Annotated in this window: 22 protein-coding genes; 14 read left to right on the top strand and 8 right to left on the bottom strand. The window is 58.0% G+C overall.

Going from position 1 to position 25154, the window contains the following annotated elements:
* The first annotated feature begins 81 nt into the window (after positions 1-81).
* From M1P90_RS23480 to M1P90_RS23455, 6 genes are all read left to right on the top strand, one after another.
* Positions 82-393: a nucleotidyltransferase family protein gene (locus tag M1P90_RS23480; RefSeq protein WP_483697893.1), complete on the top strand. Its 312-nt coding sequence runs from the start codon at positions 82-84 to the stop codon at positions 391-393.
* Positions 394-750: 357 nt separating this feature from the next.
* Positions 751-1869: a DNA sulfur modification protein DndB gene (gene dndB / locus M1P90_RS23475; protein WP_483697892.1), complete on the top strand. Its 1119-nt coding sequence runs from the start codon at positions 751-753 to the stop codon at positions 1867-1869.
* Entirely contained in the window at positions 1866-3317 is a 1452-nt protein-coding gene (gene dndC / locus M1P90_RS23470; RefSeq protein ID WP_483697891.1) for a DNA phosphorothioation system sulfurtransferase DndC, read from the top strand. Before dndB (M1P90_RS23475) ends, dndC begins: the two co-directional genes overlap by 4 nt.
* A gap of 2 nt (positions 3318-3319) precedes the next feature.
* On the top strand, positions 3320-5389 hold the full coding sequence (dndD, locus tag M1P90_RS23465; RefSeq protein WP_483697890.1) for a DNA sulfur modification protein DndD: 2070 nt from the start codon (positions 3320-3322) through the stop codon (positions 5387-5389).
* Positions 5386-5826: a DNA sulfur modification protein DndE gene (gene dndE / locus M1P90_RS23460; protein ID WP_483697889.1), complete on the top strand. Its 441-nt coding sequence runs from the start codon at positions 5386-5388 to the stop codon at positions 5824-5826. The genes dndD and dndE overlap by 4 nt, the downstream gene beginning before the upstream one ends.
* Before the next feature lie 16 nt (positions 5827-5842).
* Complete coding sequence (locus M1P90_RS23455) at positions 5843-7000, top strand: cysteine desulfurase family protein (protein ID WP_483697887.1); 1158 nt, start codon at positions 5843-5845, stop codon at positions 6998-7000.
* 11 nt (positions 7001-7011) lie between these two features.
* Here M1P90_RS23455 and M1P90_RS23450 read toward each other — a convergent pair whose 3' ends face one another.
* From M1P90_RS23450 to M1P90_RS23440, 3 genes are all read right to left on the bottom strand, one after another.
* Positions 7012-7224 carry a hypothetical protein gene (locus M1P90_RS23450; RefSeq protein WP_483697886.1) on the bottom strand — a complete coding sequence of 71 codons (213 nt, stop codon included), beginning with the start codon at positions 7222-7224 and terminating at the stop codon, positions 7012-7014.
* Positions 7221-7661, bottom strand: a complete 441-nt coding sequence (locus M1P90_RS23445) for a PIN domain-containing protein (RefSeq protein ID WP_483697885.1) — start codon at positions 7659-7661, stop codon at positions 7221-7223. Before M1P90_RS23445 ends, M1P90_RS23450 begins: the two co-directional genes overlap by 4 nt.
* A 360-nt stretch (positions 7662-8021) precedes the next feature.
* Positions 8022-8150 carry a helix-turn-helix transcriptional regulator gene (locus tag M1P90_RS23440; protein WP_483704684.1) on the bottom strand — a complete coding sequence of 43 codons (129 nt, stop codon included), beginning with the start codon at positions 8148-8150 and terminating at the stop codon, positions 8022-8024.
* A gap of 162 nt (positions 8151-8312) precedes the next feature.
* Between M1P90_RS23440 and dndB (M1P90_RS23435) the strand changes: the two genes are divergently transcribed.
* Positions 8313-9389, top strand: coding sequence for a DNA sulfur modification protein DndB (dndB, locus tag M1P90_RS23435; protein WP_483697884.1), 1077 nt, complete (start codon positions 8313-8315; stop codon positions 9387-9389).
* On the opposite strand, the gene M1P90_RS23430 is transcribed toward dndB (M1P90_RS23435), so the two are convergent.
* From M1P90_RS23430 to M1P90_RS23420, 3 genes are all read right to left on the bottom strand, one after another.
* Positions 9384-10379, bottom strand: coding sequence for an HNH endonuclease (locus M1P90_RS23430; RefSeq protein WP_483697883.1), 996 nt, complete (start codon positions 10377-10379; stop codon positions 9384-9386). The genes dndB (M1P90_RS23435) and M1P90_RS23430 overlap by 6 nt on opposite strands.
* 7 nt (positions 10380-10386) lie before the next feature.
* Positions 10387-12132 (bottom strand): DEAD/DEAH box helicase family protein, encoded by a 1746-nt coding sequence (locus M1P90_RS23425; RefSeq protein ID WP_483697882.1) that lies wholly within the window; start codon positions 12130-12132, stop codon positions 10387-10389.
* A 799-nt stretch (positions 12133-12931) separates the two neighbouring features.
* Positions 12932-14386: a cation:proton antiporter gene (locus M1P90_RS23420; RefSeq protein ID WP_483697881.1), complete on the bottom strand. Its 1455-nt coding sequence runs from the start codon at positions 14384-14386 to the stop codon at positions 12932-12934.
* Positions 14387-15308: 922 nt separating this feature from the next.
* Here M1P90_RS23420 and trxA point away from each other — a divergent pair.
* From trxA to M1P90_RS23395, 5 genes are all read left to right on the top strand, one after another.
* On the top strand, positions 15309-16073 hold the full coding sequence (trxA, locus tag M1P90_RS23415; RefSeq protein WP_483697880.1) for a thioredoxin: 765 nt from the start codon (positions 15309-15311) through the stop codon (positions 16071-16073).
* Positions 16074-16339: 266 nt separating this feature from the next.
* A complete protein-coding gene (locus tag M1P90_RS23410; RefSeq protein ID WP_483697878.1) occupies positions 16340-17416 on the top strand; it encodes a DNA methyltransferase in 1077 nt (358 codons plus the stop codon).
* Positions 17417-18498: 1082 nt separating this feature from the next.
* Positions 18499-19074, top strand: coding sequence for a histidine phosphatase family protein (locus tag M1P90_RS23405; RefSeq protein WP_483697877.1), 576 nt, complete (start codon positions 18499-18501; stop codon positions 19072-19074).
* Positions 19075-19199: 125 nt separating this feature from the next.
* Positions 19200-19997: a hypothetical protein gene (locus M1P90_RS23400; RefSeq protein ID WP_483697876.1), complete on the top strand. Its 798-nt coding sequence runs from the start codon at positions 19200-19202 to the stop codon at positions 19995-19997.
* A 103-nt stretch (positions 19998-20100) separates the two neighbouring features.
* On the top strand, positions 20101-20844 hold the full coding sequence (locus M1P90_RS23395) for an SIMPL domain-containing protein (protein ID WP_483697875.1): 744 nt from the start codon (positions 20101-20103) through the stop codon (positions 20842-20844).
* 167 nt (positions 20845-21011) lie between these two features.
* Here M1P90_RS23395 and M1P90_RS23390 read toward each other — a convergent pair whose 3' ends face one another.
* Complete coding sequence (locus tag M1P90_RS23390; protein WP_483697874.1) at positions 21012-21191, bottom strand: hypothetical protein; 180 nt, start codon at positions 21189-21191, stop codon at positions 21012-21014.
* Between the two features lie 152 nt (positions 21192-21343).
* On the opposite strand from M1P90_RS23390, the gene M1P90_RS23385 reads away from it, so the two are divergent.
* Positions 21344-22066 carry a heme exporter protein CcmB gene (locus M1P90_RS23385; RefSeq protein WP_483697873.1) on the top strand — a complete coding sequence of 241 codons (723 nt, stop codon included), beginning with the start codon at positions 21344-21346 and terminating at the stop codon, positions 22064-22066.
* A 375-nt stretch (positions 22067-22441) separates the two neighbouring features.
* Entirely contained in the window at positions 22442-24307 is a 1866-nt protein-coding gene (locus M1P90_RS23380) for a pseudouridine synthase (RefSeq protein ID WP_483697872.1), read from the top strand.
* A 68-nt stretch (positions 24308-24375) separates the two neighbouring features.
* Here the strand turns inward: M1P90_RS23380 and M1P90_RS23375 are convergent, their stop codons facing one another.
* A complete protein-coding gene (locus M1P90_RS23375) occupies positions 24376-25086 on the bottom strand; it encodes a CAP domain-containing protein (protein ID WP_483697871.1) in 711 nt (236 codons plus the stop codon).
* Positions 25087-25154 lie beyond the last annotated feature (68 nt).

Raw genomic sequence — 25154 nt, 5'->3', positions numbered from 1 at the left:
CGTGCCTTTATCCAAATATAATGACCCAGCCACTGTACATGAATGACGCGAGCTTCCAAAGCAAATTATTGAGGATTGGCAATGCTTGATCTGATCGAACAACATCTTGAATCGATCCACGCACTATGCATTGAGTATGATGTTACGCGTTTGGATGTCTTTGGTTCATCGACGAGAGGTGATTTCGATCCTGAGCGTTCTGATGTGGATCTTCTGGTGGAATTTGCACCCGGCACCAATCTTGGCCCTTGGATGGCGCGCTTCTTTGAACTACAGGCGCGGCTTGAAGTATTGCTCGGGCGTAAGGTCGACCTGACGATGGCGAAAAGCGTACGCAACCCGTACTTGCTACGCTCGATCAACCAGGATCGACGGGTGCTCTATGCAGCCTAGGACGCTAAAGCTACTTGAAGATATTCGCGATGCAGCTTATTAACGGCTAGATCATCGTGTCTCCTAATATCCTTATTCTTTGTCGTGCTACATTGTAAGATTTTCTTCCTCAAAACGAGTCAACCTTCTTTCCTTTAACACATCACTACAATAGTCCGCACAATGCTATGGTGTTGTGCGGTTATCGTGTGAGTACAATTAACTCAAAATCGTTAAACAACCTAAAGGTTGACTTCCCTCATGGCGACTGATATAATCATTCCTTGTTCAGCACGTATTATTTATACTTCCATCCGCCTCGGTACATACTTCCACAAGGTTGTTCGATTCGAAATTGAATAAAGAAGGATGCAAGCGATGGATAGTTTCAATTATACTTTTGCCGCGCTGCGTGGCATCCAGGCGCAGCGTGAATATTTTGTTGCAATGTGTCCGCTTCGTCTCATTCCAAAGATTTTCTTTTTTAACGAAGAAGAAATACCGCCGGAGTTACGAGCACAGCGCGTTTTGAACCGAGCCCGCATTCCTGCAATTGCTCGTTATTTAGCCGACAACCCTGATGATTATGTTTTTTCAGCAATCACAGCATCGATCAATGGTGAAATAGAATTTCAACCCTATGCCGAAAAAGGCCGCTTACGCAATATTGGTCAGTTGGTTGTTCCTATGTCGGCTACGTTTGTTGTGAATGATGGACAACACCGGCGCGCGGCGATTGAAGAAGCGCTAAAAGAACGCCCCGAACTTGCCGACGAAACGCTAGCAGTTGTCTTTTTTGTTGATGCCGGCTTACGACGCAGCCAACAATTGTTCGCAGACTTAAATACCCACGCAGTACGTGCCAGCTCTTCAATAGGCATTCTCTACGATTTTCGCGACCCTTTATCCCAGGTTGCTCGCACTGTGGCAACACAGGTTCCTGTGTTCAAAGGGCTTACTGATATGGAGCGATCAACAATCCCGAATCGCTCGATCAAGCTGTTTACCCTAAGTGGCATCTTTCATGCGAATGCCGCATTGTTACGCAAAGCTGCTCAGGATGAAATTACCCCTGGTGAAGAGCAGCTTGCCGTCGAGTTTTGGACTGAGCTTTGCTCGATTATTCCTGAATGGAACGAGCGAGTGGTACGCTCGGTGGCGAGTGCAGAATTGCGCCGCGATTATATTCATGTGCATAGTGTGACTTTGCAAGCAATTGGGATTGCGGGTGCTGACTTAATCGCGGCACGCCCACGTGATTGGAAAAAATATTTACAGCGGCTCTCGACGGTTGATTGGTCGCGCTCAAATATCGCGCTATGGGAAGGCCGCGCCATGATCGGCGGGCAGATGAGCAAGGCGCGGAATAATATTACCCGAACTGCTAGCGCGCTGAAACAAATCCTCGGCCTGCCTCTTTCCCCACAGGAAGAACGCCTGGAACGTAACGCCCCGCCGGTTATTCTTTCGCAGAAACTACAGGAAGCATCTGTATGACTGATACAGCACAAAACACAAATGCATCGATTTTTGAGCGGCGCAGTAAGGAAGCGCTGTATGCCGAGATTCGCGAGGTATATCTTTCCAATTCAATGCCCTGGGTCATTGGCTATAGCGGCGGTAAAGACTCAACCGTCTCGCTTCAGCTTATTTGGTATGCACTGCGCGATCTGCCCGCTGAGCGATTGACCAAGCCAATCTATGTCATCGCGACTGACACCCTGGTTGAGACGCCGGTAATCGTAAACCATGTTAACGACAACCTGGGCAAAATTGGGAAGAGCGCACAAGAACAGGGTTTGCCGATTAGTGTCCATAGATTAACCCCGGAAGTGACCGATAGCTTTTGGGTAAATATGATCGGTCGCGGCTACCCGGCGCCACACAGCAAATTCCGCTGGTGTACCGAGCGTATGAAGATCAAGCCAGCTGACCGATTTATTTTGAGCAAAGTTGCGCAACATGGCGAAGTTGTTCTGATCTTGGGGCAGCGACGCAGTGAAAGCGTAACGCGCGCGCAAGTGATGGAAGAATACCGAATCACTGGGCACCGGCTATCGCGCCATTCAACACTTCCAAGGGCTTACGTGTATACGCCGATCGAAGATTTTTCGACCGATGATGTATGGACCTATTTGTTGAGCGTTCCCGCACCCTGGGGTGGCGAAAATCGCGACCTGGCTTCACTCTATCGCAGCGCGCAATCGGGCGAATGCCCGCTAGTGGTCGATCTTTCGACGCCATCGTGCGGTGGGAGCCGTTTTGGCTGCTGGGTGTGCACGGTGGTTGAGCGCGACCGTTCGATGGAGGCGATGATCGATAACGGCGAAGAGTGGATGGAGCCCATGCTCAATTTCCGCGATTTCCTCGCCGAGACGCAAGACCCCGAGCGCAAGAAAGAGATCCGCGATTACCGGCGCCGCGATGGCCAGATCAAAATCCGCAAGAAACAAGGCACGCTGATTCGTGGGCCATATACGCTGGAGTTCCGCAAAACATTATTGCGCAAGCTATTGGGCGTGCAGAAAAGCGTGCAGCGCGATGGCCCCGAAACGGATCTTACCCTGATCTCGCCAGAAGAGCTTTTTGAGATCCGCCGCCTGTGGCGTGTTGAGGCGCAAGATTGGGAAGATAGTGTGCGCGCAATTTGCCAGCAGGTGATGCCCGACGCGCAACTGCAATGGCCCGAAGATGATGCGGCGCTTTTCGGCGCAGATGAGCGGGCGCTGCTTGCGCAGATTTGTGCCGAAGAAGACGTACCGCTGGACTTGATGGTTGCGCTTATCGAAGGCCAGCGCCAGCACGAAGGAACTAGCAGCCGGGCAGCGGTGCATGCGCGAGTCGATGAGATCCTACGGAGTGAGTGGCGGAGCGAAACCGAAGTTATTGAGGCTGTGTCAACGCATCAGCAGCGACGTATCGCGCTTGGTATTGGGCAGGAATAAGCATGCACTTTACCAAAATACGCCTGACCAATTTCGGCCAGTATAGTGGCGAACACATCATCGACTTACAGCCGCAACGCATCGTGCCTGGTGCCAATGACAGGCCGATTGTGCTGATTGGCGGCAAAAATGGCGCGGGTAAAACAACGCTGTTAGAAGCGGTGAAGCTGTGCCTGTATGGCTCATTTGCGCTTGGCGCTGGCGTTCGCCGGCAGGAATATGAAACCTATTTGCTGAGCCGAATTCATCGCCAGATCGGCGCGCCACTCAACAACACCTTTGCTGGCGTTGGGGTTAGCTTTGTACATAGCATCAGCGGCACTACCCACCGCTTTGATGTAGGGCGCAGCTGGCAGCGCAAGCGCCGTGGTGTTGAGGAAATGCGCGAAGTGCGGCGCGATGGCGTAGCACTTGACGAGCATGAATACCCGGCATGGGAGCAATTTCTCCACGACCTGCTGCCGCCCGGCCTTGCCAACCTTTTCTTCTTCGATGGCGAACAAATCCAAGCCCTGGCTGACGATCCTGATTACACCGTGTTGGGCTCTTCGATACGCGCCTTGCTTGGGCTTGACCTGCTCAGCCGGCTCCGTGGCGACCTTGCAGTGTATGTTGCGCGCCAAAAGCGAGCCGGCGATACCAGCCTGGAAGAACAGCTCGATGATTTGAAAGCCGAGCGTGAGGCGATTGAAGAGGGTTTAGAGAGCGCCAACATAGCGCTTAGTGGTATCGTTCGTGACTTGCTCTTCCAGCAAGGGAAAGTGGAAGAAGAAGAACGAGCTTTGGCAAGCGAGGGTGGCAATATTCTCCAGCGAAGAAAAGAATTCGCTCAGCGTGCCGAGGTATTACGCGAAGATCTTCGCCGCTATGAGCGAGCTATAAGCGAGCAGGCTGCTGGCCTATTGCCGTTTGCGGTTGTGCCAAATTTGGCCGCGCAATTGCGCACGCGCCTGCTGCACGAAGAACAGCTTGAGCGACAACAGGCCATACGAACGGTGGCAAATACTTTTGCTGACCAATTGCTTGGCCGCCTTACCAACGATACCAAATGGCTCGGGGGCATTTGGGTTGGTTCGACTCATGTTCCGTATATTGTGGGTGGGCTGGCAAACGCTATTACCGAGATAGCTAATGAGCTTGGCGGGCCAAGTGTAGAAGATCCTGATGATGCTATACGCCACGATATTTCAAAAAACGAGCGCTATGGGCTTGTGAGCTGGCTTGACCAGGCCAGCACAACTGTGCCCAAAGAAATGGCTATGCTCGCCGCGCAGTTTGAAACGGCCACACAGGAATTGGCGCAGATCGAAACGACGCTTCAGCAACTGCCAAGCGAAGAAGCGATTCAGCCGATCATGCAGCGGCTGGCCGAACTCAACCGCCAGGTTGGCGCGCTTGAGCAACAGCGACGCCAGCACGAAACAGTTGTTCAGCAATGGCGAGCGAAGCGCGATGATCTTGAGCGGCGCGAGCATGAACTGTATACGCGCTTGATGCGCAGCGATGATTCTACGTATCGCCTGCGCCTGGCTGGCCGCGCACAGGGCGCGCTGAAAAAATATGAAGAAGCGCTGCAGCAGGCCAAAATTACCGAGCTAGAACAGAAAATCGTAGAGTGCTTTGGGCGCCTTAGCCGGAAAGGAAACTATATTCGGCGGGTTTCGATTGATCCAAAGACATTCGAAACCACACTTTACAACAATAAAGGCGACGATCTGCCACGCGAGCAGCTTTCGGCCGGTGAGAAGCAGATTTATGCAGTGGCCGTGCTATGGGCGCTCCGCATTGTTTCGAAACGGGCCTTGCCAATTATTGTCGACACGCCGCTTGGCCGGCTTGATAGCGATCATCGCCAGCGTTTGATCGAGCGCTACTTTCCACAGGCAAGCCACCAGGTTATTCTGCTTTCAACCGATACCGAGATTGACGCAGAGCTTTTTGCGGCACTGGAACCAGCTGTTTCGCGCACATACCGGCTTGATTACAATGTAGCCGAAGCGAGCGCACATGTAGCCGAAGGGTATTTCTGGGAGCTTGCTGAGATTGATGAGCAGAAAGTGGCGACGGCATGAAACTCACGCGCCTTCGTTTTTGTGATGAGGCCGATCAGCGTTTGCGCCAGCTCAAAGGCCGTACAACACTGACCGCAAACCTGCTCTGCCGGATTGGTTTCTGCTTGTCGCTCGACGATCCGACCATTCCTGACCCAGCAAAATACCCCGAAAATAGTTCGCGCGAGATCGACCGGCCTACGTTAACCGGGCAATACGATGGTTTGTTCTTAGCCTTGCTGCGCGAGCGTTGCGCCAAAGACGGCATAGATACCGATGGTTCGGTTTTTGAAGAGCAGTTTCGCGCGCATATGAATCGCGGCGTGATGATGTTGTATCAGCGCGTGAAAACACCGCTTGACTATTTAAAGGTTGGCATGCCTGCTGCGCCAAATGCATTGCAAACTGAAGACGCTTCGCTTGAGCTAGCGGCTGTTGCAAGCGACGACGAGGAATAATCGAAAGGCTCAACCTATGCTTCGCTTGCCAATCTACATGGATCACCACGCAACCACGCCGGTTGATCGGCGCGTGCTTGATGTGATGCTGCCATACTTTACCGAAGAATTTGGCAATGCCGCCAGCAAAGATCACGAGTTTGGCTACCAGGCCAGCCAAGCGGTTGAGCGCGCGCGCGAACAAATTGCGAAACTCATCAATGCTCGCCCTGACGAAATTATTTTCACAAGTGGTGCGACCGAGTCGGATAACCTGGCGCTGTTTGGTGTTGCCGAGCGCTACGCCAACCGCGGCGACCACATCATTACCTGTGTGACCGAGCACAAGGCGATACTCGATGCTGCGAAACGTTTGGAGCAGCTTGGCAAGCGTGTGACATATCTGGGTGTGGATCAGTATGGCCGCGCCGATCTCGATGAGCTACGCGCAGCAATAACCTCGCAGACGATCCTGATCTCAATTATGGCGGCGAATAATGAGATTGGTACGCTGGCGCCGCTGGCCGAAATCGGCGCAATTGCGCGCGAGCACGACGTACTCTTCCACACTGATGCGACGCAGGCGTCTGGCTATGTGCCGCTCGATGTGCAGAAGATGAAGATCGATCTGCTGTCGCTTTCGGCGCACAAGATGTATGGGCCAAAGGGCGTTGGCGCGCTGTATGTGCGGCGCAGCAACCCGCGCGTGCGCCTGGCCCCCGTGTTCTATGGCGGCGGGCACGAGCGAGGCCTGCGTTCGGGCACATTGAATGTGCCGGGGATTGTTGGCTTTGGCGCGGCGGCAGAGCTAGCGAAGCAGGAGATGAAATGCGAAGCAGCGCGGCTGCGCGACCTGAGCGAGATGCTATGGGAAGGGCTACGCGAGCGAATCGATGGCGTCGAGCGCAATGGCCACCCAAGCGAACGGCTGCCGCATAACTTGAATGTGTATATTCCTGGCATTGAGAGCCGCGCTTTTATTGCCGGCCTGAAAGAGCTGGCAATTGCTACCGGCTCGGCCTGCACCAGTGCATCGGTAGAACCTTCGCATGTCATTACCGCGCTTGGGTTTGGCGAACAGCGCGCACATGGATCGCTGCGCTTTGGCCTGGGGCGCGGGAACGATGCGCAACAAGTGGAACACGCAGTGGGATTGGTAGCAAAGCGCGTGGAGCAGTTGCACAGGTTGCAGTAAAAAGTTCTGCTTTATTGTTCCGATACTCGTTTGCGCTTGATTTCGGCCGCAATGTCTTCAACAGTCAGCGCTTCAAATAACTGCTCACGGTCAGCTGTATAGTTTCCATAGCCAAGAGAAAACTGATTGAGAAATCGCGCAGTATTAACGACGCCGATTTCCTGACATAGGAGATGAATGGCGGAGCGTGTCAGTTCAGCTAACGGCATAGCTGTTGTTGTCATGGCGTTATCTCCTGAGCAAGTTCAAGTGGTGAAACCGTGATTATTTGCAGATCGGTTTGCGCTTTAGCTTTTTTGAGCAGACGATCATCGCAAGTGCAAAAATAATCGACCTCACCAGCTTCTGCGGAAGCAAGGTGCAAAGCATCAAGCGCTTTGAAACCACGATCTTCTAATTCTTTTGCCCGCTGCTCGATCGAGTCAATCAATTCAATTGTTATTGTTGTGCGAGATAAGATTTCGGATACGAATGCTCGCCGTTGTGGATGCGGATTGCGTGCAAGCTCGAATTGCAATATTTCTGACGACACGAGAATGACGGTATTTGATTCCCATAGCGTCAATATGGCTAGAATAGCCTCCGCCTCCAACGCGATTCGCACCTGTGATTTATCGTCGAGCGGACGGTTCAGACTACAAGTGTCGAGATATAATTTCATGCTTACCAAATGAGCAGAGATATGTTCAGCACTGTTATAATGTTTGAGACTGACGTGTCACTATGAAATAGTATAGCATACTGTCCTAGCTGATAAGCGTGAAAAACTAAAAACCAGTGTGAGCACCTGCGCAAACTGCATTGAGAACGCAGATATGAGTAACAGGTACTTCCAGCAATGACATGATCGGAAAGCGTGCGGACAGCAACCCACTGCGAAGGCAAGGTATGCCCGCCAAGATTGGCAAGAAGAGCATCTTTTAGCTCAGGCTCTTCCTGCGTGCGACGAGCAGCGCACACTCCTTCAGCAACAGCGCGAATTACTCAGGCGCTTGTTAGGTCGCACCGAGTAAAAATCTTTTCACTCAACCTCCAGCTCATCCCGCGCCAGCTGATCCACCGATACACCGAAATAATCCGCGAGCGCCACGGCCAGCTCCAATGACGGATGCTTGCGCCCGCTTTCGAGATCGCCATAAAGCCGTGGGATTTATACCCAAGCTCGTCGGCAAGCTCGCGCATGGTTAGCCCACAGCGCTGGCGCGGGGAATGTTGATTTGATCTATGTACTACTTTTCTTCATTCTAGGCATATTATGGTATAGTATAAAAGTTGTAAAAACACTTTCACTATACTTCCAAAAGGATTATATATGACTTTAGGCACAATCTCATTCATTGCTATAGAAGGGCATCAGGGCTCGCATAAATATTATATTATTCAATGCCCCATGCGATTGATACCGCGCATATTTTTATTCGGCGAAAGTGAAATATCAACACAGTTGCGCCAATCACGGGCGCTTAACGCAGCAAAAACAACTGAGATTGTAAACCACTTAATTTCCCAGCCTGAAAGCTACATACTTCCGCCTCTGGTTGCTACTGTTGATGAAAATATCACATTTGAACCTTTAGACGAAAAATTTCCCGAAATAGGACGAATCCAAATACCATTAACTGCTCGCTTAATTATTCATCACGGCCAGCATCGCAGTGCTGCCATTCAACAGGTACTATCAGCGCGTGCTTTTTTGCAGTCTGACACAATTGCAGTAATGCTTGTCCCTGATGCTTTGTTAGATCGATCAGAGCGATTATTTGACGGCTTGAACCATGTACAGATTCCGAGATCGCGCTCTGAGCGTGTTCTGTATGAAAGCAGCGATATAGCTGCACTAGTGCGTCGCTTAATAGACGATGTACCGCTTTTTCGACAACGTGTCGAGCTAGAAAAAACGACAATCTCGAATAGATCCACGGCATTGTTTACGCTTAGTGGTGTGTATCAAGCTACTCAATCTTTACTAGGTTTGTCCAAAAATGCTGATGTAGAGACACAGCATGAAAAAATAGCATATGATTTCTGGAACGAGTTGGGGAAAATTATTCCTGAGTGGCGTAGGCTTTTACAAGATGAAACTACTTCAGCATATCTACGCGAAAATTATGTTCATTCTCACACAGTAATGCTCATAGCAATTGGACGGGCTGGGAAAAATTTGATAGCTGATTATCCTAACGATTGGCGTGACCGACTAAGCCAACTTGGCAGTATTGACTGGTCAAGAACTAACGCGGAATTGTGGGAAGGACGGGCGATGGTACGCGGCAAAATGAGCAAAGCACATGACAGTATTGCCTTGACTACAATTGCAATCAAACGTGCGCTCAAGTTAGACCTAACCGAAAAAGAGAAAGAGATGGAAAATCGGCTGATCCGTTTATAACAAACGCGGGGGTATTTCGCGCCAGAAGACATTTTCTCGATGCCAAATTAAAGCTGAACGTGCTGGTTGAAGAATTTGGTCAATGGGTAAATATATTGGCTGATGATCAAGTTTGAGCAGCGCTTCAGCTGCATTTTCTTCTACGCTAACCACTGGTGACACCATAATATGATAATCGTCTTTGATTCCTATCAACCCCTGATCAAAACTCCAGTGGTGTAGTCCACACAACGCTATCCCGTTGCGTGGGTCATCATTGTGACTGTGGCTCCACGGTACAATGTGCGCTGCATCGACCCCTGCGCGTCCATCTGGCGTAACGATTCGTATGTTACAAAACGCGCAGGTCTGCTTGTATGCACTAATAACCACACGCCGAAAAGCCACTGAACGTACTTCTGTTATATATGTTTCGGTTGATGGCGCTTCCTTGAGTGTAAAACGCCTTTTTGCGCGATTAATTAGTTCGCGGCCATACTCAAAAGATTCTGACGTTATAACACCGACATGTACAATATCTGGGCGCAAATTTGGCGCGAAATATTTTTCAATCAAGATGCGTCGTAGTTCGTCGCGTGTACTTGGCTTTTCTAGTAATGCAAAAAGCTCGTCGTCAAATCGTGCACCCAGCGCGAGTTGTGAATATTGACGAAACGATCGGATTTTTCCGACTGATGCAAGTGCTATTTCTTTGCCTGGAACAGCAACAAGATGCCAAAAACCCTCACTCGTCATATGCCAAAATGGCATGAGAATATTGCTATCACGCTCATCGCCAAAAACTTTGTGCCAGTAAAGATCAAATATGTCGCTCAACTCGACATCAAGCTCAATAAAGTTGGACTTGATACGCTGGTTAGCAATCAAATCCATGATGGTTAGCAGTAGAATGGGCTTATGCGGGGCACGATTGAAGGTCGCCTCAGGCCAGTAGGGCTTTACATCGCTCCGTAAGCGGGCGAATGGTTGGGCATAGACAGAATCACTCATAAATGCACTATACCTGATTGTGTGAGGATTGAGAACCAGGAACCGAGAACCCGTGATGTGCACTTCCACTGTGGTGGCAATTATACACTGTATAGTTTTTTACGCGCACGCCCTTTTCAATGCCGAGTGAGCGTAACACTGCATCAATGTGGCCGGGAGCACAATAAAAGAGTGTATACTCAACATCGTCGGCGTGGTTAACTAAACTGAGTAGTGTTGGGAGTTTGTTCGCCGCATTATTCAGGAGATCAGCCCGCTTGATCAGCAGCATGCGCAATGCTTCTTGCGCATCGCTATCATCGCGGTGCGCCAAGCGCGCAATCTTTGCCGAAAGCTCGGCATAGCGCTCCATCTCATCGTCGGTAAGCGCGACGCGATGGGGATGGTAGTAGTATGGCGTTAAGCTCAGCCCAATCGCCTGTTCAAGCGTAAACGAAAACACCGTTTCGCCAAAGAACTCGCGCAGTGCCAGCGTCCCAATATCGTCGAACCAACGATCGGGTGTGGCAGATAGTGCGAGCCGAAATGGAATATTTTCAGGGTATGCTTGGCGCCGCTGCTCCGCGCCGAGATGATGCGCTTCATCGGCAATCAATAGTGCTGGGCCTTGAAGACGAGCAAGGCTGCGCTGAAAATCAGGGCTGGCAAAGGTATCGTGTGTGACAATCACAGAAACGAAACGCCGGTAGCCGGCATTGAAATCCATGATTTGGTGGTTAAGGTCATTGAGCCAGCGTGATTTACTCTGGTAGGCAAGAACTGGCGCATAGCCGAATGCGCGCGCCTCATCATTCCATTGATCGACTAAATGCTGATATGGGACGGCAATCACCACTGCCAAATGATTTTCGCGCTCGTAGAGTCTGGCTGAAGCTGCCAAGGCAGTGATTGTCTTACCCGTGCCGGTTGCCATCTCTAGCAAACCTCGGCATTCGTGTTCAAACCAAGCGTTGATTGCCTCGAGTTGATAATCGCGTAGCACCACAGTGCCGGGGACGTTTGGTCGTGCAGGGCGGTACTGTATATCAGCCTCGTGCAAGCGTTTGCTAAGCCATTCCGGCTTTGGGTATGGTCGGTCGCCTACGCGTAATTGCAAGATTTGCTCACGCGCCGCTTCAGGAAGGTCAAAGACGCGAACATTTGGGTCGAAATTATTCCAGAGCCGCTCAAAACGTTCTCCGTCGGCTTGCGTAAATTGTTTGAATGACGCTTCCCACGAACAAAACACTTTGATCGACTCGTAATTACGCGTGCCTTGAATGCTATCGTTATATGAACCGTTGAAACTTACTTGGTCGCCATTAGCGTCAGTGAAAATACCAAACTTATCATGAAAATCGCCTTGCTCTAGTTTATTGCGCGGCAAGGCTAGTTTAAACGTAAGTATTTCATCCGCAATCATCCAGGCCAACGCCGAAAGGGTGTTGCGCTCTATCTGCTGCGCTAAATCATGAATGTTTAGTGCGAGGGCTTCGCGCAATATTGAGTCAGTTCGAGCAGCATCGCCAATACGTAGTGCTTCCCAATCATTCTCGTCAAGAATCGGGCTTGTTACCCAGCGTGCGCGCCCGCTATTTTGCGCAAACGCCCCCATGCCCTTGGCGTTGATGCGCAACCAACCAGAACTAAAAAAGCCCACACCGCGATCATACCGCACCGCCCGCGAAAGCAAGGGTGCAAACAGATCCTTCGTCAAATCATGGGCGGAGGTATCGAGGAAAGATGGGATGTCGATCTCACGAAACGAAGCCATGAAGCAGTATCATATTGCTATTGTGCGATCGCTAACGGTATCAGTATAACCCGGCTTGCGTAAAATTTCAAACGTTTGTTGTGATCCTACCTAACGATAAAAATCTACACTACCACATCTTGCCGCCCCGTCGCGCATTGCGTCTTGAGCACTCAAATTTGAAATTCGAGGCCGCGAATTTCAAATTCGACGCCGCTATATTGAAATTCGAACGCTCAAATTTGAATATAGCGGTGCCGAGAACAGATAGGTTGGCTGCGAGGGTGCGAATCGCGGGCGCGTGGCCGTGAATCGCGGGTGCGGGTCGGCTCATGCGCCATGCCTGGCTGGCTGGCGTGGCGCGGGAAGGAGCAAGCGCGGTGCGTAAACGCCCTTGATCTGTCGATAATGAAACTCGTGGGCGCTATAAAAGGATTTGAGCGCGCGATAAAGGAATTTGAGTGCGCGAATTTGTTTCTTGAGGTTGATTGGACACAGACACACGCAGAGAGCGCGGAATGAATACAGCAGTCAGCGTTTGCCGGCGTTTGCCCGCGTGCCATCGTAAGCAAGAAGTGAGTAGGCACAAACACGCGCAGAGAACGCGGAATAAAGCCCATCAATCAGTGCCCGTCGGCGTTTGCCCGCATGCCATCGTAAGCAATCCGCGCAGGCACCGAGCTGCGAGCCTGTGTGCTTATTGCTTCGGCTCGACGGGGAAATCCTTCTGCCAGGCGTTGAAACCGCCCTGGAGCGCCGCCGCCGTGAAGCCGAGCGACTGAAGCTGCCGCGCCACACGGGCGCTGGTGCCTTCGCTCGGTCAGGTACAGTAGGCGACAATTGCGCGGGCGCGATCTTCGTCGGCTGCCCACTCTGCGACATCGTCGGCCAGCACGCGCACGCTGCCGGGAATCTGCGCGTCGCTCTGGTCGTACTGCGAGCGCGAGCGCACATCGAGCACGGTTGGCGGGGCATCGCCCGCCAGCAGCGCAGCCAGGTCGGGCGGGCTGATGCGTGGCACCTGGCCGGGCGACTGGCGGAACAGCCCAACCACACTGGCCTCGCGCTCTTCTTCAAGCGTTTGCCGCGCCACGCGGCGGCCATACCACGCCGAAAGCGGCGTTGCCGACGCGCCGTGGAGCACCACTGACACCAGCACAACCGCCCCGGTGAGCGCCATGAGATATTCGGCACCGGGCACATCCGCCTGCACGGCCAGCAGCGCCAGCAGCAGCGAGCTAAGGCCGCGCGGGCCGAACCAGCCAATAAAGCCGCGCGCGGTGTTGCTCATGCGGGCGCGGCGCAGCACCAGGCCGAGGCCAAGCGGGCGCACCACGCCGATCACAATCACGGCCAGCGCCAGCGCGGGCAAAATCGGCACCGTGACGAGCAATGTCGAAAGCACCGCGCCGAACAGCACAAACGCCAGGAGCATCGCCATCTCGGCCGTGACCTCGCCATACTCCAGAAAGCACTCGCACAGCGAGACGTTGAACAGCGTGACGGCCAGGCCGCCGAAGTAGGCCGCCAGAAAGCCGTCGCCCTGCACCATCTGGCCGGCTGCGTAGGCCGCCAGCACCAGGCCAATGCCATAGAGCGCCTGGTACTCGCGCCGAATACCCCAGCGCGCGTCGGCCTTGCCCATGAGCCACGCGCCGCCGCCGCCCACCAGCATACCAATCGCAGGGCTGAGCAGCAGAAGCTTTGCGAGAAAGATGATCCACGCCAGCGCGCCGCCCAGCGGCTCCTGGAGCAGCGCGATCAGAATCAGCACGATCGGCAGCACCACAATGTCGTTCATGCCGGCCTCGATGCCGAGCGCGCGCCGCACCGAGCGCGGGATGCGCTCGTCGCGCACAATATCGCGCAGCACCACCGGGTCGGTCGAGGCGAGGATGGCGCCAAGCAAGAGCGACTGCAGCGGCGTGGTGCCAGCCAGCAGCGCGGCAGCGAGCGCCACGCCCGCAATGATCAGCAGCGTGCCCGGCCCGAGCGCCAGCGCCGGCACATACCAATCGCTGCGCAGCTCGTCGACCTGGAGGTTGACGGCGTCGAGAAACAGCACCAGCGACAGGCTGACGATCGCCACCGTTTCGATCAGCGGGTCGTGCGCATCCAGATGCAGCACGCCCAGGCCGTTCGCGCCGAGCAGCAGGCCCAGCCCGAGGAAAATCATGGGGAACGACAGCGGCGCGCGCTCGATCAGGCCCGAGGCCAGCGCCGATACCAGCAGCACCAGCGCGATCAGCCCAATGCCTATCACCAATCCCGACATTCCTTGCTCCTTTGGTGTGTGCGTCGGCGCGATTATAGGTGATTTTTGGGAGTGATTTGCGAGGGCTGCGCGCCCTCGCGCTCCGCGGTCATGTTTGTCCTTGCCTCTCATTCCTGCGAGGGCTGCGCGCCCTCGCGCTCCGCGGTCATGTTTGTCCTTGCCTCTCATTCCTGCGAGGGCTGCGCGCCCTCGCGCTCCGCGGTCATGTTTGTCCTTGCCTCTCATTCCTGCGAGGGCTGCGCGCCCTCGCGCTCCGCGGTCAGGGGCGGCCGCCCGCCCCTGACAACCCCGGCGTCGGGGCCTTGCCCCGAACCCCGTAAAGAGCGTGGTACGCACTTGTAAAACTGGATTGTCATGCCTCCGTTGTGGATGAAGGCAAGGCATCAGAAAATCAAAGTTAGGATGATGATATAAAGTGTTGTAAACAGCAACAGGACTGATTGTTAGTTGCCAGCTGTTTGGCACAACGGAGGCATGACAAATAGACATCGAATATGCTGAACACCTAAAATTTGGGGTCTGGGGCGCAAGCCCCAGCGCGGGGTGCAGGGGCGGCGCAGCCCCTGCGGCCGTGCGGCCTGAGCAAACTGCTTTTTATAAGCCACTGGCTTGAAATAAGAAACGCCTGCGGCCATGCGGCCTAAGCAAACAAGGCGGGGCGGACACGCAGGTCCGCCCAGACAGTGGCCATGCGGCCCGAGCAAACAAGGCGGGGCGGACACGCAGGTCCGCCCAGACAGTGGCCATGCGGTCTGAGCAAACTGCCTTGAAACAGGTAATGACAGAAAATCAAATAAAAGAACGACGCCCGCCGCGCAGGCGAAACAAGCAATACCCACGTTAATACTTCGCTGATACTGCGCTGCTGCAATTCTAATGCGCGCTCGCTAGAATAGATGGTAGCAACAACAAGGAGCAGCGAATGCCAATAGATACACCAATTCATACCAACGAGCAGAGCATCGAGCGCGTGCTGAGCGCCGGGGCTCCCGTGCTGCTCGTATTCTGGCGCAAGGGCAGCGCGGCCTGCCAGCAGCTTGAGCCGGCGCTTGGCCGCCTGGCGAAGGCCTATGCCGGGCGCGCACTGATCGCCAGGATCGACATGGCCGACAGCCCGGCGCTGGCGCGGCGCTTTGGCGTGGCGCAGCTGCCCGGCCTGGTATTTGTGCGCGGCGGCCAGCCGATCGCGCAGGCCGATGGCGCTGCGCCCGAGGCCGCGCTGGAGGCGTGGCTGCGCTACCTGACGGAAGGTGGCGCGCGCCCGCCGCTGCCCGGCGGCCCGAGCGAGCCGCTTGCGGGGCGTGCAGCGCCCGTGCCGCAACCCGCGCCGACGAACCCGCCTGCGAGTGGCAATCGCGCGGCCCAGCCAATTGCACTGACCGACGCGAACTTCGACCGGATTATTGGCACGAGCGACAAGCCGGTGCTGGTGGATTTCTGGGCCGCGTGGTGCGGGCCGTGCCGCGCTGTCGCGCCTACGGTGGAGCGCATGGCCGAGGAATTTGCGGGCCGCGCCGTGGTGGCAAAGCTGAATGTAGACGAGAACCCGCACACCGCGCGGCGCTTCGGCATCAGCGGCATCCCGGCGCTATATATCTTCCGGCGCGGGCAGGTGGTCGAGCGGCTGGTAGGCGCGCAGCCAGCCTCGGCGCTGCGGCAGGCGCTGGCGCGCCATACGGCGGCGTAAGAGGAAATAATCCGCAGATTACACAGATTTCGCAGATTGCCGTTGGTGTAATAACGGCTGATCGCAAAATACTACGCACTACACGTGAAATTGTGTAGTGCGTAGTGCTTTATAGGTGAATTCGTAGCGAATGCGGTCGTATCTGCATAATCTGCGAAATCTGTGGATACAATACCGCCCTGACAGCCGCGCCGTGCTTTCCGCAAACGCCCGCATCCTGTGGTACTATCTGCGCATCGCGAAATGCCGCCCAGCAGGAGCCAGCCGTGCAGCTCGATCACATCTACCAGGGCGATTGCGTCGAAATCCTCAACTCCCTGCCCGAGCGCTCGGTCGACCTTGTGTTTGCCGACCCGCCCTACAACTTGCAGCTCCAGCAGGAGCTGTGGCGCCCAAACATGACGCGCGTCGACGCCGTGGACGACGAGTGGGATCGCTTCGACGATTTCGCGGCCTACGACCGCTTTACGCGCGCGTGGCTGGCGGCCTGCCGGCGCGTGCTGAAAGACACCGGCACGCTCTGGGTGATCGGCTCGTACCACAACATCTACCGCGTTGGCGCAATTCTGATGGACCTGGGCTACTGGATTTTGAACGATGTGGTGTGGGTGAAAACCAACCCCATGCCGAACTTTCGTGGCGTGCGCTTCACCAACGCCCACGAGACGCTGATCTGGGCGCAGAAAGAACGTGGTGCGCGCTACACCTTCAACTACGAGGCGATGAAGGCGCTGAACGATGGCCTGCAGATGCGCAGCGACTGGGAGCTGCCGATCTGCACTGGCGCGGAACGCCTGAAGCTGAACGGCACCAAGGCGCACGCCACGCAAAAGCCCGAGGCACTGCTCTACCGCGTGCTGGCAGCCGCTTCCGAGCCGGGCGACGTGGTGCTCGACCCGTTTTTCGGCACGGGCACCAGCGGCGCGGTGGCGAAGAAGCTGCACCGCCGCTGGGTCGGCATCGAGCGCGACCCGCAGTATGTGCAGGTTGCGAGCGAGCGCATCGCGCAGATCGAGCCCGGCGACCTCGCCCGCGAGCTGTTTGTGTTCCCGCGCAAGCGCGCGCAGGCGCGGCTGCCCTTTGGCGTGCTGCTTGAGCAGGGCTTGCTTCAGCCCGGCCAGACGCTCTACTTCCGCGACGACGACGCGCGCCCGGCGCAGGTGCTGGCGAACGGTCAGATCAAGTGTGGCGCGCTGCTTGGCTCGATCCACGAAGTGGGGCGCGCGCTGCTTGACGCGCCCTGCAACGGCTGGGAGGTGTGGTTCTTCCGCGCGCCCGGCCAGCCCAGCCAGCCAATCGATATTTTGCGCGCACAGGCGCGTGCGATTCGTGATGGGGTGTAGGTATTCATTTTCGCCTGCGCGGCGGGCGTGTGTTTGCTTGAGCAGTATGGGCTTCAAGCCAGTTTACTTGTGCCGCAAAGCCACTGTCTGGGCGGACCTACGTGTCCGCCCCGCCTTGTTTGCTCGGGCCGCACGGCCGCAGGGATTCTTATTTCAAGCCAGTGGCTTATAAAAGCAGTTTGCTCGGGCCGCACGGCCGCAGGGGCTACCCGCCCCTGCACCCCGGCCAGGGCTATCGCCCTTGGAACCCAAAAAGAATGTGGTCGATAGGTTGAAAGTCCGTGCTCATGCCTCCGTTGTGCTGAACGCTGGCAGCTGCCGATAGAGTATTTGCCAGTTTGAGCGCTTTCCAGTAAACCCATACGTATCTCGCCCGATGCCCGCTTTTGGCACAACGGAGGCATGACAGCACAACTTCCCAAAAGCAAGCCACGCTCTTTATGGGGTTCGGGGCAAGGCCCCGACGGCGGGGTTGTTAGGGGCCGGCGGCGGCCCCTAACCGCGGAGCGCGAGGGCGCGCAGCCCTCCCATAAACATTACCTTATCATAAAAGTGATTTCGCCTGCGCGGCGGGCGAGTGTTTGCTTGAGCAGTATGGGCTTCAAGCCAGTTTACTTGTGCCGCAAAGCCACTGTCTGGGCGGACCTACGTGTCCGCCCCGCCTTGTTTGCTCAGGCCGCACGGCCGCAGGGGCTACCCGCCCCTGCACCCCGGCCAGGGCTATCGCCCTTGGAACCCAAAAAGAATGTGGTCGATAGGTTGAAAGTCCGTGCTCATGCCTCCGTTGTGCTGAACGCTGGCAGCTGCCGATAGAGTATTTGCCAGTTTGAGCGCTTTCCAGTAAACCCATACGTATCTCGTCCGATGCCCGCTTTTGGCACAACGGAGGCATGACAGCACAACTTCCCAAAAGCAAGCCACGCTCTTTATGGGGTTCGGGGCAAGGCCCCGACGGCGGGGTTGTTAGGGGCCGGCGGCGGCCCCTAACCGCGGAGCGCGAGGGCGCGTAGCCCTCGCAGGTCGGTGGTCCGCCCAGACAGGTCCGCCCAGACAGGGCGCGAAAGCCGCACCAGCCAACCGAAATGAACGAAATTATCTTTATACGCCACTCGCAGTCGCGCACGGCGCCGGGGCAGCCGCCCAGCCAGTGGCCGCTCACCGAAACTGGGCGGCGGCGCTGCGGTGCGCTGGCCGAGCGCATGCGCGCCGAGCAAACGAATCTTCCTGAGCTGATTGTGTGCAGCAAGGAGCGAAAGACGCGCGAAACCGGCGCGCTGCTTGCGGAGCAGCTGGGCGTGCCGCACACGGTTGCGCCCGGCCTGCACGAGCACGCCCGCGAGCAGGTTGGCTGGCTGAATGATGACGAATTTGCGCGCGCGGTGGCGGCGCTGTTCGCCCGGCCCGACGAGCTGGTGTTTGGCGAAGAAACGGCCATTGCTGCGCGCGAGCGTTTTGCCGCTGGCGTGCGTGCAGCCTTGCTTGCTCACCCCGGCCGACGATTGGCGATAGTCACGCACGGCACCGTGCTGGCGCTGTTCCTCGCGCAGCAAAATGGCCTCGCCGCCGAACCATTCTGGCGCAGCCTCGGCATGCCCGCGCTGGCGCGCGCCACCCTGCCCGATTTCCGCATTGTTGAGCTGATCGCGCGCGTGGAATAAACCCATCGATTCATCGCGGTATTTTGTCGTGCCGCTTTGCGCCGCCCTGCGTGCATTCGACGCCAGTACGACACGGCGCGGCTATTCTCCCTCTGCACGAAATCGTTGTAGCAAGGAGGCCAGGCATGGATCGCTCCGTTCCGGGTTGGCTGCGCGCATTCTTTCTGCTGGTGACGGTGCAGGCACTGGTTGTCGCGGCTGGCGTGGTCGCGCCCAACCTCATCCCCCGGCTGATGCCCTGGGACGCCAGCCCGCTCAACGCGCGCTTTATTGCCGCGCTCTACGCCATGGGCTGCCTGAGCGCGCTGCTGTGCCTGCGCGCGCGTCATTATGCCGAAACGCGCATTGTGCTGATCGAGATTGGGCTGGTGACGCTGCTGCTCCTGCTCGTGACGCTGCCGCGCCTGGGCGAGTTTGTGCCGCCGCGACCTTTCCCGTGGGGCTGGCTCGTTTCCTACATTGCCGACCCGGCGCTGGTGGGTGTGCTGCTCTGGCTTGTGCGCGGGCGCGACCCGGCTGAGGCAGGGTGGAATCGCTTCCGCACTGTGTTTCTTGGCTATGCCGCCGTGGCAGGGGTTGTTGGCGCGGTGCTGCTGGCGCTGCCGGGGTTGGCCGCGCAGCTCTGGCCGTGGGAACTGCCCGCCATTCTCGGCCAGCTGTACAGCACCTTTCTGCTGGGCATGGCCGCCTGCGCATGGCTGGCCGCGCGCGAGCCGCGCTGGGAAGGTGTGCGTATCTTTGTGATCGCGAATTGCTTTGTCAACCTGCTGGTGCTGGTGGTTTCGCTGCTGCACCTGTCGCGCTTCAGCCCCGGCGTGTCGACATGGGTGTGGTTTGCGTTCTGCGCGCTGAGCGCGGCGCTGTTTGGCGGCATTCTGCTGCGCCAGAATCGTCAGCCCGCACTGAGCAGCTCGTTCTCGTAGCGGATCGGCCGGGAACAAATCGGGCGGCGCTGCCGTCTTCAGGGTAAGCAAATAACCAGTCGGCGCGTGGTGCGCAGGCTGTCAGGCCCTGAGGAGGCATGCAATGACACAGCGAACAAATACATGGGTAGGTGTGGTAGCCGGGCTGCTCGTGGTGGCCGTGCTGGCGGGATTAGGCGCGCTGCTTTACACGCGCCCGGCGGCGGCGCAAACGAGCACCGGCGTGCCGGGCATGCGCCAGGTGTCGGTGCTGGGCCACGGCGAGGTGAAAGCCCGCCCCGACACGGCAACCGTGCAGATTGGCGTGGAAACCGAGGCCGCCAGCGCGAAAGAAGCCCTGGCGCAGAACAGCGCGCAGGCGCAGGCACTGCAGGCCAAACTGGCCGAGCTGAAAGTCGAAAGCAAGGACATTCAGACCAGCAACTTCTCGATCTCCTCGGTGTATGGCGCCGATGGCCGGCAAGTCACTGGCTACCGCGTCAGCAACACCGTGACCGTCACGATCCGCAACCTCGACAGCGCGGGCGCGCTGCTTGATCAGGTGGTGCAGGCCGGCGCGAACAGTATCTATGGCATCAACTTCAGCGTGGCCGACACCAACGCGCTGATGGAGCAGGCCCGTAAGGCTGCGGTGGCCGACGCCAAAGCGCGGGCCAGCCAGCTTGCCACGGCGGGCGGCGCGTCGGTGGGCGATGTGCTGGTGATCAGCGAGAACGTGAGCGCGCCGCCTGTGCCCATGCCCATGATGGATCGCGCGGCAGCGGCAGAAGGTGGGGCGGCGGTGCCGGTGCAGGCCGGCGAGCAAACCCTGAGCGTGGATGTGCAAGCGACTTTTGCGCTGCGCTAGCTCGCGATTCGGCAAAGCGAACAGGGAGTGCAGCATGGCGCTGCACTCCCTGCTTGTTTGGATACCTGGCGCATTATCGAGAGGGGAATAGGGAAATCAGGCAAGAAGATCAGTATTGGGATTGCCAACCCCTATTCCCCACACTTAAACCACACGCTGAAAGCACACTACCGTACACGCTTGCCTGGTTCACGCAGGTGATTCCTACGCCCACGCTGGAAATGCGCCAGCGCCTCGCGCACGTGGCGCGCCAGCGCCGAGCCGACCGCGCCAACCCGCGCCGGCCCAAACGCGGCCAGCAGCACCGCGAGCACGATCAGCGTAAACGGAATCATTGGGCTGTTCATAACGTCTATCCTGCGAGCGCCGTCAATCGGCGGGTTCTGATATGAACCAGGCCACTGTAGCCCCGAAACCTAAAGATCAGATGAGTCTGAGCTAACATTTTGCTCAGCTTGGCCGCTTTACGATTTCGGCATTCTGCGCTACGATCGGCACCATGCTGACCGAACAAACCGAACAAGCCCAACCTGCCAGCGCCCCGCCCGGCCTCGCCACAGCGGCGTGGGCCGTATTCCGCAAAGATCTGCGCGCCGAGCTGCGCACGCGCTACGCACTCAACGCCGTAGCGCTGTTTGCCGTCAGCACCGTGGTGGCGCTGAGCCTGGGGCTTGGCCCGCTCACCCGCAGCGCCGACCTGCCGCTGATCCACGCGGCGCTGCTGTGGGTGGCTATTCTGTTTGCGGCCTTCACCGGGCTGGCGCGCGCCTTTGTGCAAGAAGAAGAAGCGCGCACTGCCGCCGCGCTGCGCCTGTCTGCGCCGCCGCTGGCCGTATACTTTGGCAAGCTGCTCTTCAACCTTGTGCTGCTCCTGTTCCTCGACACACTGACCGCCGGGCTGTTTGTGGTGCTGCTGCGCGTGCAGGTAGGGAACGTGGGCATGTTCATTGCGCTGCTGCTGGCCGGCAGCCTGGGCCTGGTGGCCGCCACCACGCTGATCGCGGCGATTATTGCGCGCGCCAGCGTCAAGGGCGCGCTGTTCGCGGTGCTCTCGTTCCCGCTGCTTGCGCCGCTGCTGGTGATCGCGATCAAAGGAACGGCGCTGGCGCTTGAAGGTGCGCCGTGGGCGCGCGGCCTCGCGCCGCTGCAAGTGCTGCTGGCCTACACCGTGGCGCTGTTCACTGCCTCGCTGTTTCTGTTCGGCAGCGTGTGGGAGGCGTAGAAACAGGGCAAAATTCCCCGATCAAACGGCTGCAACATGTGGTATACTGGGCAGGTTCCACTGCGTGTGGCCCCATTGTTTTGGCGCGAGCGATTTGCCAGAACCCTTGCCGCATCCAGCGACCGTATAGCGGCCAGGGCACAGCGCGAGCTGAGCCCAGCAATACCAGCCGTGAGGCTGCACACTCGCATTATTCGAACAGGTGAAGGCCAATCTGTGCATCGTGATGGTGCAATGCCGTTCAGGCAGTGGTGAGCTTGTAACCCCTTTTTATCAGGGCGGAATTCCACAATGATCAGGAAGCTGCGCGCTCGCAGGTATGCGGGCTGGAACGTGGTGCAGCTTTCCCCACAACCTTACTTAAGGACAAAACAATTGAGTGCTGAACGATTACAAAAGGTGCTGGCCAGCGCTGGCATTGCCTCGCGGCGCGAATGCGAAGAGATGATCGCCGCCGGCCGGGTTTCGGTGAATGGCAAGGTCGTGGTGGTGCCGGGCACCCGCGTCGACCCTGCGGAAGACGCGATTACCGTTGATGGCCAGCCGATTGGCGCGATCAACCCGCGCACATATGTGATTCTCCACAAGCCGGTTGGCGTGGTGTCCACCGCCAGCGACCCGCAGGGCCGGCCAACCGTGGTGTCGATGGTTGATCTGCCGGTGCGCCTTTTCCCGGTTGGCCGGCTCGATTACGACAGCGAGGGCTTGCTGCTGCTGACCGACGACGGTGAGCTGACGCAGCGCCTGACGCACCCGAGCTTCCAGGTTGAGAAAGAATACCGCGCATTGCTGAACGATGTGCCTTCGGCCGACGCGCTGCGCGAGTGGCGCACAGGTGTGATGCTCGACGATGCACCCACCGCGCCTGCCTGGGTCGAAGTGCTTGAGCGCAGCGACGAAGGCGTGTGGGTGCGCGTGGTGCTGCACGAAGGCCGCAAGCGCCAGATCCGCGAAGTTGCGCGCCTGCTGGGCTACGATGTGTTGCGCCTGATCCGCGTGCGTGAAGGGCCGGTGGCGCTGGGCGCGCTGCCGCTGGGCGAGTGGCGCCCGCTGACCGAAGCCGAGGTTGAGGCGCTCTGGTCGCATGTTGGCGGCCGTGATTCGGTCATTCCTGAGCCGGAAGTGCGTACACCGCGCCCCAGCAAGCGCCCAGCGCGCGCCGAAGGAGCTGATCGCGGAGGCTTTTCACCACGCGGGCCGCGCCGGGATGATAATTTCCAGCGCGACGACCGGCCGAGCTTCAACGAGCGCGGGCCACGCCGGGACGATCGCGGAGGCTTTTCGCCACGCGGGCCGCGCCGGGATGATAATTTCCAGCGCGACGAGCGACCGAGCTTCAACGAGCGCGGGCCGCGACGAGACGACCGGCCGAGCTTCAACGAGCGTGGGCCGCGACGAGACGAGCGACCGAGCTTCAACGAGCGCGGGCCACGCCGGGATGATCGCCCGAGCTTCAGCGAGCGCGGGCCACGCCGGGATGACCGGCCGAGCTTCAACGAGCGCGGGCCGCGCCGGGATGACCGCCCGAGCTTTGGCGATCGCGGGCCGCGCCGGGATGACCGACCGAGCTTCAACGAGCGCGGGCCGCGCCGGGACGACCGTGGTGGTTTTTCGCCACGCGGGCCACGGCGGGATGACCGGCCGAGCTTCAACGAGCGCGGGCCGCGCCGGGATGACCGGCCGAGCTTTAACGAGCGCGGGCCGCGCCGGGATGACCGACCGAGCTTCAACGAGCGCGGGCCACGCCGGGATGATCGCGGAGGCTTTTCGCCAGGCGGGCCGCGCCGGGATGATCGCGGAGGCTTTTCGCCAGGCGGGCCACGGCGGGATGACCGACCGAGCTTCAACGAGCGCGGGCCACGGCGCGATGACCGGCCGAGCTTCAATGATCGTGGGCCACGCCGCGACGACCGTGGCGGCTTTTCGCCGCGCGGGCCACGCCGCGATGATCGTTTCCAGCGCGATGATCGGCCGAACTTCAACGAGCGTGGGCCACGCCCCGAAGAAAACTTCGACGAAAACGACAACCGTGGGAATCGGCGGCCGCCGGCTGGCGCGCAGTTTGAAGAAAAGCGCGGGCCGAGCCGCGAGTGGCAGGAGCGCGCAAGCCAGGAGCAGCGGCGCGGCAACCGCGAAGGCTACCCACGCCAGCAGTCGCGCTTTGGCCCGCGTGGCGGCGGCGCGCGGCGCACCGGCTTCCCGTTCCGCAACCGCAGCGAGAACGACCGCAACAAGTCGTAAATTGCGCACACAGTTGCAGCACAAGCCGGCGTGGGTTCGTCCCACGCCGGCTTTGTGCTGTGCGATGATTACGGTGCGGCGCGACGCGAGAAATCGGCTGTCCAGTAGAACTGGTTGCCGCTTGGGTCGTCTGGCGATGCGCAGTAGCCCGCGCCAACCTCCTGCTGGTCAGGGTCGAGAATATTGCGGCGGTGCCAGCCCTCGGGTGGCTCATCCATCCACAGCGCCACAACTTCTGCCGGGTCGTCGGTGCCGGCCGCGATGCTCTCGCTGGGCCACTCCCAGGCGGGCGTGCTGCCTGCCAGCCGCTCGGTGAGAGTGCGGCCATCGGAAGAAACGTGTGAGATCGTATGGTGCGTAGCGAGGTCGCAGCTGTGGGCACGTGCGGCGGCGCTTAGCTCGGCACTGGCGCGGTAGGCTGGCAAGTTGTTCTCGGCGCGTATGCGATTTATTTCCACAACCAGCATGGCCTCGCGCATTGCCACTGGGTCTTCGTTTGTGGCGCTGGGCTGCGCCTCCGCAGTGGGAAGCTCAGCCAGCGTAGGCTCAGGCGCGAGTGTTGCGCCTGGCGGGGCCGTAGTTGGCGCGGGGGTGGAGGTGGGAACGCTGGCCTGAATGCGGATCGCGCCCGGGCTGGCTTCGGCGGCGCTGGCCGGGCTTGGCACTGCTATGTTGGCGGTTGGCAGCTGCGCCGGCTCGGCGGGCGCGCTCGGCGGCTGGCCGCAGGCCGCGCACAGGGCCGCCGCACACAGGGCAATCGCAACGCTGGTGAACCGCATTGTTCCTCGCTTCTCTCCACTCCAGCAATCAGCCAGATCTGGCTGCAAGCTACGTTGGGCCAGTGCAG

The sequence above is a fragment of the Kouleothrix sp. 19917 genome, assembly GCF_057073505.1.
This window is presented reverse-complemented; position numbering and strand designations above follow the sequence as displayed.

Bases quoted from the DNA above. Each gene is read 5' to 3' on its own strand.
- M1P90_RS23480 (WP_483697893.1), top strand. From the start codon at position 82: ATGCTTGATCTGATCGAACAACATCTTGAATCGATCCACGCACTATGC.
- dndB (WP_483697892.1), top strand. From the start codon at position 751: ATGGATAGTTTCAATTATACTTTTGCCGCGCTGCGTGGCATCCAGGCG.
- dndC (WP_483697891.1), top strand. From the start codon at position 1,866: ATGACTGATACAGCACAAAACACAAATGCATCGATTTTTGAGCGGCGC.
- dndD (WP_483697890.1), top strand. From the start codon at position 3,320: ATGCACTTTACCAAAATACGCCTGACCAATTTCGGCCAGTATAGTGGC.
- dndE (WP_483697889.1), top strand. From the start codon at position 5,386: ATGAAACTCACGCGCCTTCGTTTTTGTGATGAGGCCGATCAGCGTTTG.
- M1P90_RS23455 (WP_483697887.1), top strand. From the start codon at position 5,843: ATGCTTCGCTTGCCAATCTACATGGATCACCACGCAACCACGCCGGTT.
- M1P90_RS23450 (WP_483697886.1), bottom strand. From the start codon at position 7,224: ATGACAACAACAGCTATGCCGTTAGCTGAACTGACACGCTCCGCCATT.
- M1P90_RS23445 (WP_483697885.1), bottom strand. From the start codon at position 7,661: ATGAAATTATATCTCGACACTTGTAGTCTGAACCGTCCGCTCGACGAT.
- dndB (WP_483697884.1), top strand. From the start codon at position 8,313: ATGACTTTAGGCACAATCTCATTCATTGCTATAGAAGGGCATCAGGGC.
- M1P90_RS23430 (WP_483697883.1), bottom strand. From the start codon at position 10,379: ATGAGTGATTCTGTCTATGCCCAACCATTCGCCCGCTTACGGAGCGAT.
- M1P90_RS23425 (WP_483697882.1), bottom strand. From the start codon at position 12,132: ATGGCTTCGTTTCGTGAGATCGACATCCCATCTTTCCTCGATACCTCC.
- M1P90_RS23420 (WP_483697881.1), bottom strand. From the start codon at position 14,386: ATGTCGGGATTGGTGATAGGCATTGGGCTGATCGCGCTGGTGCTGCTG.
- trxA (WP_483697880.1), top strand. From the start codon at position 15,309: ATGCCAATAGATACACCAATTCATACCAACGAGCAGAGCATCGAGCGC.
- M1P90_RS23405 (WP_483697877.1), top strand. From the start codon at position 18,499: ATGAACGAAATTATCTTTATACGCCACTCGCAGTCGCGCACGGCGCCG.
- M1P90_RS23400 (WP_483697876.1), top strand. From the start codon at position 19,200: ATGGATCGCTCCGTTCCGGGTTGGCTGCGCGCATTCTTTCTGCTGGTG.
- M1P90_RS23395 (WP_483697875.1), top strand. From the start codon at position 20,101: ATGACACAGCGAACAAATACATGGGTAGGTGTGGTAGCCGGGCTGCTC.
- M1P90_RS23390 (WP_483697874.1), bottom strand. From the start codon at position 21,191: ATGAACAGCCCAATGATTCCGTTTACGCTGATCGTGCTCGCGGTGCTG.
- M1P90_RS23385 (WP_483697873.1), top strand. From the start codon at position 21,344: ATGCTGACCGAACAAACCGAACAAGCCCAACCTGCCAGCGCCCCGCCC.
- M1P90_RS23375 (WP_483697871.1), bottom strand. From the start codon at position 25,086: ATGCGGTTCACCAGCGTTGCGATTGCCCTGTGTGCGGCGGCCCTGTGC.